This is a genomic window from Marinobacterium sp. xm-g-48, assembly GCF_013282925.1.
GTDB lineage: Bacteria > Pseudomonadota > Gammaproteobacteria > Pseudomonadales > Balneatricaceae > Marinobacterium_E.
In genome coordinates this window covers 106175-124282 of sequence record NZ_WBYQ01000005.1, presented here as the reverse complement: position 1 = coordinate 124282, position 18108 = coordinate 106175, and the positions used below count along the sequence as shown (strand labels likewise).

General features: G+C 47.1%; 15 protein-coding genes. 4 read left to right on the top strand and 11 right to left on the bottom strand.

Annotated features, from left to right (window positions below; all coding sequences use genetic code 11):
• Positions 1–9: 9 nt before the first annotated feature.
• Genes XMG48_RS09140 through XMG48_RS09130 form a run of 3 tightly spaced genes read right to left on the bottom strand, consistent with a single transcriptional unit; the run spans position 10 to position 4884 of the window.
• Complete coding sequence (locus XMG48_RS09140) at positions 10–3096, bottom strand: efflux RND transporter permease subunit (RefSeq protein WP_173481762.1); 3087 nt, start codon at positions 3094–3096, stop codon at positions 10–12.
• Positions 3093–4397, bottom strand: coding sequence for an efflux RND transporter periplasmic adaptor subunit (locus XMG48_RS09135; RefSeq protein ID WP_173481761.1), 1305 nt, complete (start codon positions 4395–4397; stop codon positions 3093–3095). The genes XMG48_RS09140 and XMG48_RS09135 overlap by 4 nt, the downstream gene beginning before the upstream one ends.
• 4 nt (positions 4398–4401) lie before the next feature.
• Positions 4402–4884, bottom strand: coding sequence for a cytochrome b (locus XMG48_RS09130; RefSeq protein WP_173481760.1), 483 nt, complete (start codon positions 4882–4884; stop codon positions 4402–4404).
• Positions 4885–4960: 76 nt separating this feature from the next.
• On the opposite strand from XMG48_RS09130, the gene XMG48_RS09125 reads away from it, so the two are divergent.
• Positions 4961–5557 (top strand): TetR/AcrR family transcriptional regulator, encoded by a 597-nt coding sequence (locus XMG48_RS09125; protein WP_173495325.1) that lies wholly within the window; start codon positions 4961–4963, stop codon positions 5555–5557.
• Between the two features lie 72 nt (positions 5558–5629).
• Here the strand turns inward: XMG48_RS09125 and XMG48_RS09120 are convergent, their stop codons facing one another.
• Complete coding sequence (locus XMG48_RS09120) at positions 5630–6046, bottom strand: MarR family winged helix-turn-helix transcriptional regulator (RefSeq protein WP_254443635.1); 417 nt, start codon at positions 6044–6046, stop codon at positions 5630–5632.
• 180 nt (positions 6047–6226) lie between these two features.
• Here XMG48_RS09120 and XMG48_RS09115 point away from each other — a divergent pair, with 180 nt between their 5' ends.
• Both XMG48_RS09115 and XMG48_RS09110 read left to right on the top strand, forming a co-directional pair.
• Positions 6227–8146, top strand: a complete 1920-nt coding sequence (locus XMG48_RS09115; RefSeq protein ID WP_173481758.1) for an FAD-dependent monooxygenase — start codon at positions 6227–6229, stop codon at positions 8144–8146.
• Between the two features lie 149 nt (positions 8147–8295).
• The gene (locus XMG48_RS09110; RefSeq protein WP_173481757.1) at positions 8296–10236 is read left to right on the top strand and encodes an acetoacetate--CoA ligase; all 1941 of its coding nucleotides are present in this window, start codon (positions 8296–8298) and stop codon (positions 10234–10236) included.
• 22 nt (positions 10237–10258) lie between these two features.
• Here the strand turns inward: XMG48_RS09110 and ybaK are convergent, their stop codons facing one another.
• The 5 genes from ybaK to trxA all read right to left on the bottom strand — a co-directional run bounded on the left by ybaK (position 10259) and on the right by trxA (position 14894).
• A complete protein-coding gene (gene ybaK, locus XMG48_RS09105; protein ID WP_173481756.1) occupies positions 10259–10738 on the bottom strand; it encodes a Cys-tRNA(Pro) deacylase in 480 nt (159 codons plus the stop codon).
• A 15-nt stretch (positions 10739–10753) separates the two neighbouring features.
• Positions 10754–11488, bottom strand: a complete 735-nt coding sequence (locus tag XMG48_RS09100; RefSeq protein WP_371731462.1) for an NAD(P)H-flavin reductase — start codon at positions 11486–11488, stop codon at positions 10754–10756.
• A 77-nt stretch (positions 11489–11565) separates the two neighbouring features.
• Complete coding sequence (gene ubiD, locus XMG48_RS09095) at positions 11566–13044, bottom strand: 4-hydroxy-3-polyprenylbenzoate decarboxylase (protein WP_173481754.1); 1479 nt, start codon at positions 13042–13044, stop codon at positions 11566–11568.
• Positions 13045–13127: 83 nt separating this feature from the next.
• Complete coding sequence (rho, locus tag XMG48_RS09090; RefSeq protein ID WP_173481811.1) at positions 13128–14387, bottom strand: transcription termination factor Rho; 1260 nt, start codon at positions 14385–14387, stop codon at positions 13128–13130.
• Between the two features lie 180 nt (positions 14388–14567).
• Complete coding sequence (gene trxA, locus XMG48_RS09085) at positions 14568–14894, bottom strand: thioredoxin TrxA (protein ID WP_173481753.1); 327 nt, start codon at positions 14892–14894, stop codon at positions 14568–14570.
• Positions 14895–15031: 137 nt separating this feature from the next.
• Between trxA and XMG48_RS09080 the strand changes: the two genes are divergently transcribed.
• Complete coding sequence (locus XMG48_RS09080) at positions 15032–15988, top strand: hypothetical protein (RefSeq protein WP_254443632.1); 957 nt, start codon at positions 15032–15034, stop codon at positions 15986–15988.
• Positions 15989–16027: 39 nt separating this feature from the next.
• Here the strand turns inward: XMG48_RS09080 and zapE are convergent, their stop codons facing one another.
• Both zapE and XMG48_RS09070 read right to left on the bottom strand, forming a co-directional pair.
• Positions 16028–17422, bottom strand: a complete 1395-nt coding sequence (gene zapE / locus XMG48_RS09075; RefSeq protein WP_217362096.1) for a cell division protein ZapE — start codon at positions 17420–17422, stop codon at positions 16028–16030.
• Between the two features lie 200 nt (positions 17423–17622).
• Complete coding sequence (locus XMG48_RS09070; protein ID WP_173481750.1) at positions 17623–18105, bottom strand: Ivy family c-type lysozyme inhibitor; 483 nt, start codon at positions 18103–18105, stop codon at positions 17623–17625.
• Positions 18106–18108 lie beyond the last annotated feature (3 nt).

Below are 18108 nucleotides of genomic sequence, written 5' to 3'. Positions count from 1 at the left end.
AATAGTCTCTTAGTTTGTCGGTGACTTAGATTTCAGGTCATTAACAATTGCATATAGTGAAGGAACAACAATCATGACCAATACTGTTGATGCTAGCAAACCAAACACAACAGAAATCACCAGTGGTTTAAGGGTTTGTGCTTGAGTCGATGTTTCCGTGAGTAATGGCGCCATTCCCATTATGGTCGTTGAAACTGAAACAAAAATAGGACGAAATCTTGAGCGAACGGCTTCGCTAGCAGCATCTATTACCGACTTGGTATCAGAAACTCTCTCTTTGATGACGCCTATTAACAGTATTGCATTGTTTACAACGATACCTGATAGCGATGCTGCCCCAACAAGTGATGGCATAGATATATTGTACCCCATCAAATAGTGACCCCATACAACGCCAAGAAATGCCATTGGGATAGTTAGGAGCACTATCAAGGGTTCAACATAGCTCCTAAATTGGAATGAAAGAATTAGATATACCCCTACTATTCCAATCAAGAACCCACGAAGAATAGAGGCAACAGTTTCAGCCGAATTCGCTGCTTGCCCTGCTATTTCAAACGTAATACCCGAGTATTCTGATTGAATATTAGGTAACAGGTTTTTCTTTATGTCTGCAGTAATGGCATCAGCATTGGCTATACGGCCATCCACATCCGCTTGAATTGTTACAGATCTTGCCCCATTTCGTTGAGTAACTGAACTCCACTCTCTAGTTTCATAAAGCTGGACAACATTAGGTAAGAGAACTGTTGATCCATCACTCAGTTGTAGCTCAAAAGCCAACAGATCGTTGATGTCTTGTGTGCTGTTATCTGCAAACTTCACTTCAATCGCGTATTGGAGTTCACCAACGCGAATATCATCAAGGGTTTCGCCAAGAAACGCTCCTCGCAACTGATTAGCAATAGCTAATGGCGTTAAGCCTAAAGCTTGTCCGTCAGAAGTTATCTGCATGCCAAGTTGAGGCTTGCCAACATTTAGATCATGTTTGGAGTTTAATACGCCATTGTACTTCTCTACTTCACTTAATAGCTCTTGCGAAGCCTTCGAAAGCAAATTCAAATCCTCATGGAAAAGTCTTAGCTCTACGGCTATACCCTGCGGACCAATACCAGGCTCTGTAATAATTAGGGATGTGATGCCTGGTAATACCCCAATTTCACGTTTCCATATTTCAATGAGTTCATCGAGCGTTGTAGCTCGAATCTCTGCAGATAATAGATCCGCTGAAACCGTAGCCACATGACTTCCGCTCTCTCCAACAGATAAATTTCTTCCGAATCGAGTTATCACACGTTTCACAAGGTCCTGTTGTTGCGGTTGTTTAGACTTTAGCTCGATATTCACACGCGCAAGGGCTTCTTCCACCTGGCGGACAGCTTCCTCAGTTCTACCGAGCGATACCCCCATGGGTAGTAAAATTCGTGCTTCAATTACATCACCATCAATTTCATGCATTGCTTCCCGCTTCACTACGCCTGAACCTAGGGCTCCAATAGTAAGGATCAATAATCCAACAGCGACTCCAACAACTAGCCAGCGATGATCAATAGCCCAGTCTGCTAGCCTGCCAACGCCCCGCTCTTTAAATGAATTAAAGATCTCTTCGAAGCGGACTTTGAATTTGTTGGGCGAATAATTCGATTTAGTTAGGCTTTGTTTTAGGTGGTGAGGAAGTATGAAAAAAGCCTCAACTAGGCTTGCTGTTAACGCAGCTAAAAGAACGACTGGAAGTACCTCAAGTACAGCGCCAAGCTCACCTGCTAAAAATGATAACGGCAAAAATACAGAAACAGTTGTAAGGAATGAAGAGACTACACCTGGAGCAACCGCTACAACGCCCTGAACTACTGAATTCAAAGTCACGTTACCATGAGAATGCACTGCTATGGAGTCGGATAATACAATCGAATCATCCATAACAATCCCTATAGCCATAAGTAACGCAACTACGGTGATCATATTTAAACTTTCACCAGTCAATGACATCCATGCAAAGGCGCCTAGAAACGCTACAGGCAATCCCATTGCTGCCCATGCTGCATAAGCAGGTCTGAAGAATAGGCTCATTACGAGTACAACAAGGACTAGACCAACGACGCCGTTTTGAACCAGCATTGTTAATCGATCTCGTATAATTGAAGTTACATCCTGAACGACTTCAAGGTGAATCGAGCCAATACCTCTGCTTTGCTCGGCTTTCACCGTATTTGTTAGGTCGTCGAGAGATCTTAAAGCGTCAGCATCCAGGGGTTTGTGTACTTCAAGTAGGATGACAGGAACGCCATCTAAATAGGCTGCGTTACTCGCTGGCTCATAATGCTCCTCTACGCTAGCGATATCACTCAGATTGATCACAGCACCATTGGTTAAGGTGATAATGGGTAGGTTGAATAGGGCATTCTTAGATAGCGCTTCGGAGTCAAATCTGATGTTGTATTCACCGCTTTCTCCTTCAAGAGTTCCAGCAGGAACATTAATGCTGTGTTGTTTAAGTGCATTGGCGATAGAGGAGGTTGTTAAACCGTACTCTTTCAAAACACGAGGATCAGCCTGTATTGACCAGGTTCTCTCCCCTACACCAGAACGAATGACTTTAGCTACAGTATCGAGTGAAGCTAATTGGTCTTGTAGATTCTTTGAGTAGTGATCAAGTTGTTCCAGTGGTAGCTCACCAGATACAGCGACAGAGGCCACTAAATCAGTGCGATGAAGTTCACGAATAACAGGAGCTTCAGCTAATGTTGGAAATGAATCTATTGCCGAGATTTCAGTTTTTAGATTGCTAACAAACCTAACAGCATCACCACTTGGCTGCATAGTCGCTACAGCGTGAGCTAAATTGTTTTGTGCTGTACAGACAAAATCACTCAGTGATTCAACTGATTGAACGGCATCCCATAGGGGCTCACATATTTTCTTTTCAACATCTGAAGGTGTTGCGCCACGATAAACGACCGATACCTCTGCCTCGACAGGGCGAAAGTCTGGAAATGTCTCTCGTAGAAGAGTTGGTGCTGAAAACGATCCAACGGCTATAAACACTAAAAGAAGTAAGTTTGCTGCAGTGGGATGAGATGTAAACCATCGAATCATTTCGCTACCTCAATCCCAGTAAACTTTTGTCCTGGTATTGCTGTTATAAGAGAGTCGAGTATCAATTTGTCACCCGCTTTAAGCCCGCTCATAATTTTCACTTGGTTCTCTTGCATGAGACCAAGCTGGACTTCTCGAAACTCAATTTCATTCTCTTCATTTAGCAATAGAACTTGATCTTGGTGGATCGCAGATAATGGAATCGTAATTACACTTGAGGGCTGAATTGTTCTAAATACCAACTCAATGGGTTGATTTGGTAACAGCGGGAAGTTCTGAGCGGCTGAATGGCTCGAATATGGATCATCTACCCTTACTACGATTTGAAGTGTTCTTGCTCGGTTATCTAGCTCTGTGCGAACAGATATCATCTCTGCCTTCCAAGATTCGCTTACGCTCCCAACTGTTCGCACTTCAGCAGAAACCAGTTTATTTAATGTATCTGTTACAAATTCATTATTCAGCGTGGAAGGTGGCGTATTTAGACCGATTAAATCTCTGAACTTATCGATGTTTACTTGTGCAGTAACATCGGCTGATTTAATGCCTATCCCTTCAATTAACGGCTGTCCAACATTAACAGCCTGATAGTCTTCAACAAGCAGTTTTGAGATCCTAAGTGGGTAAGGCGCAATAATATCTGTTCTAGCTAAATCCCTATGTGCACGGTCTAGTGAGATACTTAACGCTTGCTTTTGAGCTAACAGCTTCTGCTTCTTAGGTTCTACAAGTAACAAGCCATTATTAATGTCTGTAACTATTTTCTCCGAAGTCAGAGTGGCCCTTTGGACATCATCTAATTGCTTACGTGTTGCGGATCCGCTGGCATATAGCTTTTGGATTCGATCTAGATCTGCTTTTGCGAAGGTAAGCTGTCGCTGCTCTAAATCTAAGATCCGCCGAGTGTTTTCTGCCTCAGTATTAAGAAGTGAAAGCTCGTACTCAATACCAGACAACTCAGCACTAATTTGAGAAATAGCAAGCTCATAGTCCAAAGGATCTATCTTTAGAATTACATCACCAGCATTAACCCAAAGTCCTTCAACGATTGAGTCATTAGAACGGTAAATTTCCCCTTTAACCTGTGCAACAGCCGACCATTTGTCGCTTGCCTCAATTGTTCCCGAAATCGACATCTCTGAGAATGCTTCCTCGGGCTGAACAACTAAGTATTTAACCGCTTTGAGTTCTATTAACGATGCGCTCTTTTCTGGTGGTTTGACGCCGTTGAGTAGTAATGCAGTTCCAGCAATTCCCACAACAATAGGAATTCCAAACTTTATGTAACGAGTCCACTGCATCTTGTTACTTCCTTGCAAGAAACATTCGATTCAATAAACCATCTTTCATTATGAAATGATGGTAAAGAGCAGCTAAAACATGCCCAAGAACTGTTATTAAAAGTAATACCTTAAAAAGGTTGTGTGCATTGGCCGAAGCGTCAATATTGAAGAACCATGCCATTCCACCGCTAAGTACCATCATGAGTAAAATTGCATAGAGAAGCTTATGCGCTATGTTTGATAATCTGTTGCCCAGTAAGTCTTTTGTTTCATGGGTGTTTATTGACCTCAAACGCAATCTTATGAGTACAATTACTGCTATAAAGATACCGCCAGCTACGTGTGACAGCACTAGCGGATCAAAGGAAACAGACTTGCCTGATTGGATGAGTTCCCAAGCGTTTACGATAGAGTCGTGAAGCACGTATTGAGCGATAACAAGAGCCACTGTAATCCAATGGAGTACGATTTGAGTTTTGCTATACCAGCGTAATTGATTGGACATTGTTTGGGTCCTTTAACTATTAATTAGATAGTTCTAATGTTATGTTAGTATTTAATTACTTACAAGAGAAAACGTTTTGCTAAAAAGAATGTCCGCAACAAAGCGCAAAGATGAACTTATCAATGCGCTTCTAGAGTTGGCTTATGAAATCGGTCCAGACCGCCTTACTACCAGTGATATCGCAGCGCGAATTGGAGTCACGCAGGGAACGGTTTTCCGCCATTTCAAAAATAAAGATGAGTTGTGGGTAGCAGCAATTCGCAAAGTTACTGATGGTCTGAAGAGCGCATGGACTGAAAACTTACTCCTGTCCAAAGAGGTGGATGCTAAACAGCGAGTTGCTCGATTAGTCCGTTGCCAGCTTGAACTTATTCAGAATACACCCGCATTGCCCTTGATCCTCTTTTCACGTGAGTTAAACACTGAGAATGAAGAGCTGCGAACGATTATCAGAGAAACACTGTTTGTGTTTGATAGCCATCTCACATCCTTGATTGAAGAGGCACTCATTGGTCGTGACCAATCGGAAATTACAGTGCCTGATATAGCCAAATATTTAACATCGTTAATACAGGGGCAGGCGGTACGATGGGGATTGAGTGATAAAAGCTTCGATTTAGTAACTAGTGGCAATCAATTATCCCTCAAATTGATTGATGTCTTACTGAGCTAGCCCATCAAATGTGAGCGGCGGCTATGTGCCGTTAGGCGATCCTCACTCATAGACTTCAGTAGTCAAAACATATTAAGAGACAACCTTTTGCGCCAATTTGATAAACAGAGCGCGCTCGTCATCACTTAAATTGGCTACCACTTGATCCTGTAACGCCTTAACCACCGGGGTGATCTCCTCCAGAGCCTTACGCCCTTCTTTGGTTAGCGTCACCAATTTAGCGCGTCGATCTTTGGGGTTTGATTTACGCTCTACCCAACCACGTTTTTCGAGTCGATCAATCACGCCTCCAATCGTCGCTTTGTCGTAGTGAATCGACTGCGCGATCTGTGACTGCTCCATCTCGCCATGCAACTCTATTGCCTGCATTGAGGCAAATTGCACCGACGTGACATCGGCACCGATACGCTTCATCTCATCTTGAAACACCTGATTCGACTGCTGACTTAAGCGACGTATCAGGTGACCAGGCATCTCGTAGTAGGACAACTCGTTCTCCAACACTTTTTACTGTTTGTTCCATCCTATTTGAAAAGAACTAGTTTGTATACTTACTAGTTTACAACCACATAAAACTTTGGTTACACTATGAGCACAAATAGTAAGCATACTTACTAACAAGGTTCTCTGAGCCGCACTAAGAGACAGAAGATAATAAGGAGTCTAGTGATGCAATATTACGAAGATGGTTTCCGTGGTGGTAACCCAGATCGCAAAAATGCTGCACCTAACCGTCGCGAATTCGCGCCTAATGCCATTCTTCCTGAAAAAGTCGATGTACTGATTGCAGGTACAGGCCCTGCAGGCCTCTGTCTGGCGGCTCAGCTCTCTCAGTTCCCCGAGATCAGCACGATGATCGTTGAACCAAGCCCAATGAATATCCAAAAAGGTAAAGCCGATGGTATCAACACGCGTACCATGGAGATGTTCCAAGCCTTTGGTTTTGCCGATGCCGTTAAGCGTGAAGCTTACTGGGTAAACCAGACCAACTTCTGGATGCCAGACCCAGAAAATCCAAAGAATATCCAACGCATTGGCCGTGTACAGGATGTTGCTGATGACTCATCTGAAATGCCTCACATCATTGTTAACCAGTCACGCATCCACCAGTGGTTCCTTGAGGTGATGGATAACTCACCGACGCGTATGCAACCAGATTACAACTGGTCGGTAGAGACGTTGGAAGTAAACCCATCTCTTGATGAATACCCAGTGACAGTGACTCTGGTGAACACCGGTGTAAACAAAGGCCAGAAGAAGATTGTTCGCGCTAACTACGTGGTCGGCTGTGACGGTGCACGATCTAACGTTCGTACCGCCATTGGTGGCGAGCTGCACGGCGATGCTGCTCACCAGGCTTGGGGTGTAATGGACATCCTAGCTAACACAGATTTCCCTGATGTTCGCCAGAAATGTTTGATCACCTCTGCCACTGAGGGCAACGTACTGATCCTTCCTCGTGAAGGTGGTTACATGTTCCGTATGTACGTGGAGCTGGATAAACTAAAAGAAGATGAGCGCGTTGCCAACCGCAAGTTCACATCGGATGACACGATCGCAGCGGCTAACCGCATCATGCACCCATACAGCATCGATGTGAAAGAGGTTGTTTGGTGGTCTGTTTACGAGATTGGTCACCGCATGACGGACCGTTTCGATGATGTGACTGATGAAGAGCGTGCAACTCGCAACCCTCGCGTATTCACTGCGGGCGATGCCTGTCACACGCACAGCCCGAAAGCGGGTCAGGGTATGAACGTATCAATGCAAGATACCTTCAACCTAGGCTGGAAGTTAGTCCACGTACTGACTGGTCAATCAGACGCATCTCTACTACACACTTACTCTAAAGAGCGTTGGACAGAAGCGAAACGTCTTGTTGAGACCGACCACGAGTGGGCGCGCATCATGTCGGCACCTCCTGGTACGTCTGAACTGGATAAAGGCGATGAGCCTCGTTTCGTTCGTGCCTTCAAAGAGAATCTGGAGTTCACCGGCGGTCTGGCCGTTAAATATGATGAATCAATTCTAACCGGTGCACAAACTTACCAAGCACTAGCAACAGGAGAAGAGATTGGACGTCGTTTCCACTCAGCGCCGGTTCTACGCCTATCAGATGCTAAGCACATGCAACTTGGTCACGCAGCTCAGGCCGATGCTCGTTGGAGAATCTACGCATTTGCAGGCAAAAACGACACCAGCTCAAGCTCTGCCATTCATACGCTAGCGGACTGGTTAGAGAACGACAGCAACTCACCGGTTGTTAAGTACACCAAGTCAGGTGCTGACATCGATTCAGTCATTGATGTTCGCGCTGTATTCCAGCAGACATTCTACGACTTGGATTACGATAAAATGCCTTCTCTACTGATTCCTAAGAAGGGCAAGCTGGGTATCCAGGATCATGAGAAAGTCTTCTGTGTTGATCATAAAGGTAATGGCGACATCTTCGATATGCGCGGTATCGATCGTGAGCAAGGCTGTATGATCGTCGTTCGTCCAGACCAGTACATCGCACACGTACTGCCACTATCGGCAACCGACGAATTGGCCGACTTCTTCTCCAACATCTTTGTTGAGCAGAACTAAGTTCAGATCCAAGGATCAAAGGCACCTGAGGGTGCCTTTTTTATTGCGCACATCAACGGTTTCGCGAAGTGAATTCCGCTGTTTTTCCGCTTGAGTGAATGAACGCCTTAACTTAAGGTTCTTATAGTGTCTTAACCCTAGGTAACCTCATGTCTAAACTGCTATGGCAGCCAAGTAATCAACGCATTGCAGCTGCACGCTTAACCGAATTCCAAAACCGCGTGAACGACCAGTGCTCACTGGCACTGTCGACTTATGATGATCTGTGGCAGTGGAGTATCGATCAGCCCGATCAGTTTTGGGGCTCGGTGTGCCAGTTTCTCGATATTGAGTTCAGTCAGCCAGCACAAGAGGTTCTACAAACCGGGATTGGAATTCGTGACGCCCGTTGGTTTGAAGGGGCCAAGCTCAACTTTGCCAAGCATCTATTAAAACGTCGCGATGACAGCATTGCGATCATTTTTCGGGGTGAGAATGGCAAACGCAGAACGCTGACCTATGCAGAGCTCTTTCAGCAGGTTGCATCGGTACAGGGCTACCTGAAAAAGATGAATATCGGCGCCGGCGATCGTGTTGCAGGTTACCTACCCAATGCGCCAGAGGCGATCATTGCGATGTTGGCCACCACAGCACTGGGAGCGGTTTGGACATCCTGCTCACCTGACTTTGGTGTCAATGGCGTCGTCGACCGGTTTGGGCAAGTTGAACCGAAACTGATCTTTACGGTAGATGGCTACCACTACGCAGGCAAACAGATTAACAACCTCGACAAACTACCGGAGATCGTTGATCGCATTCCCAGTGTAGAAGGGGTCGTGGTCTACCCGTTTCTGAATGATTCACCCGATCTAACGGGGATCAAGGGAGCACAGCCTTGGTCAGAGGCACTGGACGACCAAGCCGGCGACATCGATTTTGTTGAACTCCCTTTTGATCACCCGCTCTACATCCTCTACTCATCGGGCACGACAGGAGTTCCTAAATGCATCGTGCATGGCGCTGGCGGAACACTGCTCCAGCACATGAAAGAGCTAGCCCTACATACAGACTTAGGCCCTGACAGCCGGTTAATGTACTTCACAACCTGCGGTTGGATGATGTGGAACTGGATGGCATCTGGTTTAGCAGTTGGTGCTTCACTCGTTCTGTTTGATGGCTCCCCTTTCCACCCGACTGCCTCGGCACTGTGGGACATCGTGGAGCAAGAGGAGATCACTGCCTTCGGCACCAGCGCCAAGTACATAGCCGCGATTCAGAATGCCGGTTACTTACCCAATCAGCACCACAGCTTTGCTCAGCTTAGATCGATACTCTCGACCGGATCGCCACTCTCACCGGAAAGTTTCGAGTTTATCTATGACTCAGTTAAACAAGACCTTCATCTGGCCTCTATCTCAGGCGGAACCGACATCGTCTCATGCTTTGCGTTGGGTGTGCCGACCCTCCCCGTCTACTCAGGCGAGTTACAGGCCAGAGGCTTAGGTATGGCCGTTGATATTTATGACGATGAGGGCAACTCTTTGCTCGAGGAGAAGGGTGAATTGGTGTGTACAGCCCCCTTCCCTAGCCGCCCCATCGGTTTTTGGAATGATCCGCAGGGTGAACGTTACAAAGCAGCCTACTTTGAACGCTTCGATAACATCTGGGCGCACGGTGATTACGCTGAACTGACAAAACGAAAGGGCGTGATCATCCACGGTCGCTCTGACGCGGTATTGAATCCAGGCGGTGTCCGAATCGGTACAGCCGAGATCTACCGTCAAGTCGAAAAGGTCGCGGGAATCACCGATAGCATCTGCGTCGGGTTACCCAAAGAGGATGATGTCGTGGTAGCGCTCTATGTCGTGCTCGCAGACGGCCTGGAACTCACCGACGACCTAGTGGCCGAGATAAAACGCACCATCCGCAACAACACCACGCCGAGACATGTACCCGGTATCATCAAAGCGGTTACGGACATCCCGAGAACCAAAAGCGGAAAAATCGTTGAGCTAGCAGTACGCAACGTGCTGGTTGGCGAGCCGGTTAAAAATAGAGAGTCACTGGCTAATCCAGAGGCGTTAGAGCTGTTTGAAGGGTTAGGAGTTTAGGAATTAAAACGACCCAAACTAATTAATTTTTAAACTTAGCAATCGCTGCAAACTGACCTTGTGTGACTCTCAACAGGTCAGTTGGTGCCAACTCAATCTCAAGTCCACGTCTGCCAGCGCTGACATACAAAGTCTTCAAAGACTCGGCACTCTGATCAATTAAGGTAGCAAAAACTCGCTTCTGCCCCAGTGGACTGATCCCTCCAACCAAGTAGCCGGTTAAGCGCTGAGCAACCTGAGGATCCGCCATCGATACTTTTTTCTGTTTTAGCGCTTTGGCTGCGGCTTTGAGATCCAACGTTGCTGCTACTGGTATGACTGCGACCGCTAGCGCATTTGGGCCTCGGTCAGTCTCAAGCATCAAAGTTTTAAAAACCTGACCTGGGTCGAGGGCTAACTTATCTGCAGCTTCGAGGCCGTAAGCGGCCCCGGGTGCATGTTCATACTGATGCGTATTGAAGGATATTTTTGCCTTTTTGGCAGCATCAATAGCAGGGGTCATAGGTGAATTTAATGATTAAGGACGCGGAGCGTAGGCAAACACGTCAGATTTCATCTGACTCTGAGTAAAGCCCTGCTCTTCTAAAGCATCCAACAGTGCATACACCATTGCCGGCGATCCGCATGCGAACACCTCTGCTTTTGTCAGGTCGTCAACATCTTCCACAATGGCCGCTGGTAGTAAGCCCGTACGTCCACTCCAACCCGGGCTCTTATCTGGTTCACTAACGACAGGAATAAAGTGAATGTTGGCGTGGTGCTCTGCCCAGCTCTTCGGCAACGCTTCGAGATACATATCGTCTTCAACCCGCGCGCCCCAATAGACATGGATCGGATTTTTGCGCGCACTGGCGATCAGGTGCTCAACAATACTTTTCACCTGTGAAAAACCGGTACTGGCGGCAGCAAAGATGATGGGCTGATCGTCATTGAGCTCATCTAGATTGATGGTGCAGTCGCCCATCGCCAACTCCACTTCAACGCTCGGTTGATGCAGCAGGTGTTGGACAATCGAGTCGTTGAACTCACTGTCAGGCATGTGGCGAATGTGAAGTTCTAATTCACGACCTGCCTCGGGTGCCGAGGCAATAGAGAATGAAGCTTTTTTCCCGTCTGGCAGGCAGATATCTAGATACTGTCCCGCTTTAAATTCAGCGCCCGCTTGCTCAGACTCAGGAAGCAAAAGGCGGATACGGTAAACATCCCTATTTAACAGATCAGCCGATAAAATCGTCGTAACTTTCCTTGCCACGTTCACTCTCCAAATAACAGTCCACGCGATGCGTGAATTAACAATTTACTCTAGTCAGGTAACTAAATAGTGGGGACTTAGTCGTCGATTCCAAGATCAGCCCAGATATCATCTACTCGACGTTTCACCGACTCATCCATGGTAATGGGCTCTCCCCATTCACGATCCGTTTCGCCCTGCCACTTATTGGTCGCATCCAATCCCATTTTGGAACCCAACCCAGACACAGGGGATGCAAAGTCCAAATAGTCGATCGGGGTATTCTCAATCATCACCGTATCCCGAGCCGGATCCATACGCGTAGTAATGGCCCAGATGACATCCTGCCAGTCACGAGTGTTCACGTCTTCATCCACAACGACAACAAATTTGGTGTACATGAATTGACGCAAGAAGGACCATACACCCAGCATCACACGCTTAGCATGACCCGGGTACTGCTTCTTCATACTGACGACCGCCATGCGGTAAGAGCATCCTTCTGGTGGCAAGTAAAAATCGACAATTTCTGGGAACTGCTTCTGCAGAATCGGTACAAACACCTCGTTCAATGCAACGCCCAGAACAGCCGGTTCATCCGGTGGACGGCCCGTGTAAGTACTGTGATAGATCGCATCAGCACGTTTCGTGATGCGTTCCACCGTAAAGACGGGAAAACTGTCGACCTCGTTGTAGTAGCCGGTGTGGTCACCAAACGGACCTTCGTCCGCCATTTCGTCAGGGTAGATGTAACCCTCTAATACGATTTCTGCGCTAGCAGGTACTTGCAGGTCGCTACCAATACAGGGCGTCACTTCCGTTTTCCCACCCCGTAACAGTCCGGCAAAAGCGTACTCGGACAGAGTATCGGGGACCGGTGTCACAGCGCCTAGAATGGTCGCAGGATCCGCACCCAACGCCACTGCAACCGGGAAAGGCTCACCAGGATGCTGTTGCTTCCACTCAAGAAAATCCAACGCACCACCACGATGTGACAGCCAACGCATGATCAGCTTGTTCTTAGCAATTTTCTGCTGGCGGTAGATACCTAGGTTTTGACGCTTTTTGTTAGGCCCGCGAGTAATGACCAATGGCCAAGTGACCAAAGGACCCGCATCACCTGGCCAGCAGGTCTGAATCGGAATCAGATCCAAATCGACGGCATCACCTTCAAGTACAACTTCCTGACAAGGTGCCTTTTTGACTACCTTGGGCCCCATGTTCAGCACTTGTTTGTAGAGTGGTATTTTGTCCAGTGCATCTTTAAAACCCTTGGGTGGTTCAGGCTCTTTAAGTTGCGCCAGCAATTTACCGACACCGCGCAGTGCCGAAACAGACTCTTCCCCCATGCCCAGTGCAACGCGATCAGGTGTACCGAACAGGTTGCCTAATACCGGCATGTCATAACCAACCGGGTTTTCAAACAGCAGTGCTGGACCACCGGCTTTTAACGTGCGGTCACAGATCTCTGTCATCTCTAAGTTGGGGTCGACAGGATGCGTTATTCGCTTGAGCTCACCACGAGCTTCCAGCTGGCTAATAAAATCACGCAGATCTCTGTACTTAGGTGTCGCCATACAATCCTCGGCAAAAACAAAAAAGGGCGAGTGGTAAATGCTCGCCCTGTTTCAATACTAAGCCAAATAAACGCTCAGATTGATTACTTACGCTTCATCGAAAGGAAGAACTCTTCGTTGGTCTTGAAGTCCTTCAGTTTATCGATGACAAATTCAGTTGCGGCCGCATCTTCCATTGGATCCAACAGCTTACGCAGAATCCACATACGTTGGAGCTCTTCTTCAGTTGTTAGAAGATCTTCACGACGAGTACCAGAACGACGAATGTTGATCGCAGGGAAGACACGCTTCTCAGCAACGCGGCGATCCAGGTGAACTTCGGCGTTACCAGTACCTTTGAACTCCTCAAAGATGACTTCATCCATCTTAGAGCCCGTATCAACAAGAGCCGTAGCAATGATCGTCAAACTACCACCCTCTTCGATGTTACGTGCCGCACCAAAGAAACGCTTAGGACGCTCAAGTGCATGCGCATCGACACCACCGGTAAGGACTTTACCCGAAGAAGGCACAACCGTGTTGTAGGCACGCGCTAGACGAGTAATCGAATCCAGAAGAATGACGACATCTTTCTTGTGTTCAGTTAGACGTTTCGCTTTCTCTAGCACCATTTCTGCCACTTGGACGTGACGTGATGGCGGCTCATCAAACGTTGAAGCTACCACTTCACCACGCACCGTACGCTGCATGTCGGTTACCTCTTCCGGACGTTCATCAATCAGAAGAACAATCAGGTAACACTCTGGGTTGTTACGAGTGATGCTGTTAGCAATGTTCTGAAGCATCAATGTTTTACCGGCTTTAGGTGGCGAAACCACCAATGCACGCTGACCTTTACCGACTGGCGTCACTAGGTCTAACACACGTGCGGTAATGTCTTCTGTACTACCGTTACCGATCTCCATACGCAGACGCTTCTGAGCGAAGAGTGGCGTAAGGTTCTCAAACAGAATTTTGTTCTTGGCATTTTCAGGCTTGTCGTAGTTGATCTCAGCCACTTTAAGCAGTGCGAAGTAACGCTCACTGTCTTTCGGTGGACGGATCTTTCCAGCAATGGTGTCACCCGTGCGCAGATTGAAACGACGAATCTGGCTTGGCGATACGTAAATATCATCAGGTCCAGCTAGGTAAGAAGAGTCCGCTGAACGAAGGAAGCCGAAGCCATCCTGTAGGATTTCAAGAACACCGTCACCGTAAATATCTTCACCACTGCGGGCGTGCTTCTTAAGGATCGAGAAGATGACATCTTGTTTACGAGAACGAGCAAGGTTATCTAGGCCCATTTCTGCTGCGATATCGAGCAGTTCAGGCATGCTTTTTAGTTTGAGTTCGGTAAGGTTCATGTTTTCGTTATGAATAGTGTCGTGCACGACGAGAGCCGCGAGACAGGAATGATTGAAATTAGAAGAAGATTATTTGGGTTGGTCAGAAATCAACCAACGTAGTTAATATATAACCAGTTGGTGGTGCTGTCTAGCCAATAGACAAAGAAAAGGCGGGATAACCCGCCTTTTACCTATTTTTTAGATGTTTGCGTCAACAAACGCCGTTAGCTGCGACTTAGACAGTGCGCCAACTTTGGTTGCTTCAACGTTGCCGCCTTTGAAGATCATCAGTGTTGGAATACCACGAATACCAAACTTAGGAGCGGTTTCAGCGTTTTCGTCGATGTTCAACTTACACACTTTCAAACGACCCGCGTACTCAGTCGCAACTTCTTCTAGGACCGGTGCGATCATTTTACAAGGGCCACACCACTCTGCCCAGTAATCAACCAGTACTGGACCTTCAGCCTTAAGGACGTCCTCTTCGAAACTTGCGTCAGTTACGTTTAGGATGTTTTCGCTCATCTGTTCTTATCTCCAATGCGTTTTACGCGAAGCGGTTGCAAGACTTGTCTTAACAAGACATCAACCTTAAATTGCAAAATAACTTGCCCAATAATAGCATCTGCTCACCAATAATGGGAATGATGTCGAGAACTGTGATGAATCCACTAATGAAACACCTGCGTGAAGTCACAGAGGACAGTGTTCGCGTTACCCTGACCCTGTTCAAAATACTCATCCCAGCCATCGTTGTTGTACGCCTATTGGGGCTAATCGGTGCAGCCGACTTCTTAGCCGATACTCTTAGTGCACCTATGGAGTGGCTGGGGCTTCCAGCCATTGCCGGCATTGTATGGGCCACCACTCTGCTCACCAACATCTACGCAGGCTTAATTGTCCTATTCACCTACTCACAAGATTGGACCCTAGAGCAGATCACATTAATGGGCATCCTCATGTTGGGCGCTCACAACTTGATTGTTGAGATCGCCATCACCTATCGAGGGGGTTGCCGATTACTGCCGATGATTCTGATTCGCATTGGCGGCGCACTTGGGCTTGCGATCTGTATGCATTGGGTCTACCAAGATATGCCCAGCATGCAGCAGCTGGTTAGCTTCGATTTTGCCCCAGAGATTGGTGACAACAGTTGGACCGCGTGGCTAAGTGCACAACTCGAGATGCTATTTTGGACCGTTGTCGTCATTTTTGGTTTGGTAGCCGTTCTAAGAATTGCCAAAGTGACGGGTTTAGAGCGCGCCATCGAATATCTACTTAGACCGATTCTCAAACTGATTGGTATTAAACGAGAAGCCCTACCGATGAGCTTAATAGGGATGACACTGGGATTAGCCTATGGTGGCGGATTACTGATTCGTGAAGCAGAGCGAGGCACCATCAGTGGACGCGATATTTTTGCCTCTTTTGCCCTTCTTGGCCTGTGTCACAGCCTGATTGAAGATACCCTACTGATCGCACTAACCGGTGCAGAACTGCACGGCATACTCTGGGCTAGATTGGCTTTTGCACTGATTATCATTGCCCTACTAACGCGGCTACTACCTCTGATATCAGATCAAACCTTCTATCGATTCTTCATGAGAAAGCAGGAGTAATATTAAAAACTGAGAGGCGGCTTTGAGTCGTTGAAGTTTTTACCGCCCCCAATCCTTACCACTCATTTCGACCAACCGAGACGCGGCTCGTCGAAAAGAGAAGGCTAGATCATTGGCGGCCGATAATTTTGCCAGTGACGCGCCATTTAGACCCGTTGCCGACCACTCCATATCTTCACCCTCTTTGGAACGAATCATGGTCGTCGCAAAGGAGCTTGAGTTGCCCCCTTTTTCACTAACAAACAACTCTTCATTGCCATCGCTGCGTTCAATTTGCGCTGAGAAATCGACAAACAGTTCATCGAGTGGGACGTTGGCTGCCAGCACCAAGCGGGTGCGAGATTCATAACACAGGTCAATGAGGGTCAAAAATCGTCGCCCTTCGTCAAGGTGATTGACGTCTAATTGCGGAACACCGTCGATGATGAGGACCGGAAATCGGTCGCAAAGGGAAATATAATCGGACGCGCCAAGCGGCTGGTGACACAACTCGGAAAAATCAAACCAGGCGCACCGGTCATTATGTCGTTTGACCTGGACGGTGCGGCCGAAGCGTACGTCAATGACCTCGTCCTCAGTTCCCGATACAGTGCCACCAAATATATCTTTAAGCTGCGACTGAATGTTGTTATTGCCATGTACATCCTTGTTTGACCAAAAATAGGAATGACCATCTGCTCGAGTTTCGAGTCGATAATCTCTGGCGGAATCCTCCATGGAGATAATGTCGAACCTGTCTTTTAACATGTCTATGAATGGCAAAAAGAGGGATCGGTTAATGCCTCCCTCATACAATGTATCCGGGGAGCGGTTTGAGGTGGCGACCACTACGACATTCCTATCCAATAATAATGAAAACAGTCGCTTCAAAATCATGGCATCGGCAACATCGGTTACTTGAAATTCATCAAAACAGAGGAGTTGAGCTTCCTGTGCCAATTGTTGTGCAACAACAGGCATCACATCATCTAGTGGGTGCTTCTGTTTGAAGACAAATAGGCGATGGTGCACGTCTAGCATGAATTCATGAAAGTGGACGCGGCGCTTGGTAATAGAAGCCTTAACCGACGCGTAAAAGAGGTCCATTAGAAAGCTCTTGCCGACTCCGACCGGACCATGAATATAGATACCGCGCGGTGGTGGACTAAAAGACCACAAATTGAGTTTCTTTCGAAGAGAGAACTGAGCGGAGACCAAAGATCGTCCAAGTGGAAGCGGGCTGTTGCTAGTAGTACTGCTCGCTATCGATTTATCAGAACCCACAGGGACTGGCGGTAGCAAGGCAAGCGAATCATGCAGAGCATCGAGTTTTGCGGCTAGTGTGACTTGTGCCTCATCTCGTTGCACCTCCCCCGCATCCACCATTCGTTCATAGGTCTCAGTCACGGGGCCTATCGATAGGGGTTGCTGGGTGACGAAATGTTGTGCTGCCATATTCTTCCTAACCGTACTCATCATGAATCTGATCAGTAATACGGTATGGTAGGCAATATATGATCAAGTCTTTCATTGAAACCACTCATCGCGTTTCTCCTGTTTGTTAGATAGTTAAAATTTACCCCCAAGCCTCAGTAATATGAAATTAGATCTGTTTATCGGTCTGATAACCTTTTGGCTATAGTTGATAACGAGAGTTATTTGAGCTCAGCTCTGCAAAGGTCTGCAAACTGAGGCAGAACATAAATTGGCTTGTCCCCATCATAGAACTTCAGCTTTACGCCGAATTGGCGAGTCACTTCGTCGAAACTAGTCATCACCCCATGAACTAGAGGGCATGTTTTGGAGACGACAAACGTAAATTTGCTACCCCAACAGTTGTGAGGCTCACACAGACTATAAATTTCAAAAACGAAACCGCCCTCCTCTACGTACTCAACTGGATGCTCCACGGCACCGTTGTCCAGGTATTCAGCCAACCACTGATCTACACCAACCTCGCCTTCAAACAGACCGTTCCATTTCATCCGATAGTCCGGTTTGTCGATCACGTCTGTGAGATAGTCAGGCATTGGTTGTTTTAATACATCGGAGAAATCGTCACGCGTTGGGTTTTCTTCGGCTTGAACTGGAACCGCTAGCATTAACACGCTCAACACAGCTGCTATTTGATTGTTCATAGA